This is a genomic window from Dietzia sp. DQ11-38-2, assembly GCF_014145055.1.
GTDB lineage: Bacteria > Actinomycetota > Actinomycetes > Mycobacteriales > Mycobacteriaceae > Dietzia.
In genome coordinates this window covers 1-1,710 of sequence record NZ_JAALDW010000373.1, presented here as the reverse complement: position 1 = coordinate 1,710, position 1,710 = coordinate 1, and the positions used below count along the sequence as shown (strand labels likewise).

Sequence of the window (1,710 nt, the reverse complement as noted above, 5' to 3'; positions counted from 1 at the left end):
TTCCGGAGCCCGGCTCCCGCACCACCAACCGGGTGGCCGCGAGCTCGGCGATGGTCACCGGGGTCCGGCGCCGTGCCCACGGATGTGACGGCGGGACCACCACGACCAGCCGATCGCGGGCGACGGTGCCGGAGTGCAGGCCGGGGGGCACCGTCGGGGATTCGATGAACCCGACATCACAGGCGCCGTCCAGCACCAGCTCGGCGACCCTCACCGAGTTGTGGACCTGCAGGTGGATGTTCACCTCCGGTCGCGCACCGCTCAGTGCCCCCAGCCAGCGGGGCATCAGGTGTTCTGCCACGGTCATGCTCGCGCCCACGGTCAGGGTGGCGGACCGTTCGGACTGCAGGCTCTGCGCCACCTCCAGCAACCTGCTCGTCTCGCCGAGGACCCGTCGCGCCCAGTGGGCCAGCACCGTCCCGTGAGGGGTCAGCGTGGCACCCCGCGGATGCCGCCGCAGCAACGGCATCCCGAACTGACGCTCGAGTTCCTTGACCGCCCTGCTCGCGTTGGGCTGTGCCATCCCGACCTTTCTGGCCGCCGCGCTCAGACTGCCCTTCTCGTCGACGCCGACCAGAAGCTCGAGCACGAGCAGGTCGGGCCACCTTTTGGTCATGCGATGAGCATATGGCAACCGTTCCGGTCATGTGTTTCTGATATACATCGATGCCGTACTGCCGGCTTCCGCGCGAGGTGCCGGGCAACCACCCTGGAGCCATGGACACCCCCCTGGCCACCCGGCCGCGCCGCCACACACCCCCGGCGGGGTCGTCTGCGGAGACGGCGCCGCCCCGCTCGGCGCGTGCGGCGGTGCCGGGTACGGCGCTGACGCTCTCGGGCACGGCCGTGGCACTGGCGGTCAGCCACCTGCTCCCCACCCTCAACCCGATGCTCGTGGCGATCGTGCTGGGCGCTGCACTCGGCAACATCGTGCGGGTTCCGACCCGTGCCGCGGCGGGCCTGGCCTTCTCGTCCCGGACACTGTTGCGGATCGGGATCGCCCTGCTCGGCCTCCACCTCGTGCTGGGCGACATCACCGCCCTGGGGTGGCAGGTCATCGTGCTCGTCGTCGTCATCGTGGTCCTCGGAATCGTCGGCACCCTGGCGCTGGGCGGCGCGCTCGGCCTCGGCTGGACCCAGCGCCTGCTCATCGCCTGCGGATTCTCGATCTGCGGCGCGGCGGCGGTGGCCGCCGTGGACAGCGTCTCCGACGCCGACGAGGAGGAGGTCCTCACGGCCGTCACCCTCGTCGTCGTCTTCGGCACCCTCATGATCGTCGCGGTCCCGGTCCTGTCGACGGGGCTGGGATTGTCGGACACCGCAGCGGGCATGTGGGCCGGTGGATCGATCCACGAGGTCGCCCAGGTGATCGCGGCCGGCGGCGCGATCGGCGGCTCCGCTCTGGCGGTGGCCACCGTCGTGAAGCTCGCCCGCGTCCTTCTGCTGGCCCCCGTCGTCACCATCATCAGCCTCCACCGGCGTCGGACGACCGGCGCCGACGGCAGGGGCACGCGGCCTCCGCTGGTCCCCGGGTTCATCGTCGCGTTCGTGATCCTGGTCTGCCTGCGCTCGTCCGGGCTGGTCCCTACCACGGCCCTCGACGTCGCCTCCGCGGCGCAGACCGTACTGCTCACGTGCGCCATGTTCGCGCTCGGGACCGGGGTGCGGCTCGCCGCGATGCGCAGGGTCGGCGCGCGGCCGGTCATCCTG

The 1,710-nt window shown here is 71.6% G+C and carries 2 protein-coding genes; one reads left to right on the top strand and one right to left on the bottom strand.

Annotated elements, in window-relative coordinates:
• On the bottom strand, positions 1 to 616 hold a 616-nt coding region (locus tag G6026_RS12510; RefSeq protein ID WP_182613368.1), incomplete at its 3' end, for a LysR family transcriptional regulator.
• A 101-nt stretch (positions 617 to 717) separates the two neighbouring features.
• On the opposite strand from G6026_RS12510, the gene G6026_RS12505 reads away from it, so the two are divergent.
• The coding region (locus G6026_RS12505; RefSeq protein ID WP_182613367.1) for a putative sulfate exporter family transporter at positions 718 to 1,710 on the top strand (993 nt) is incomplete at its 3' end.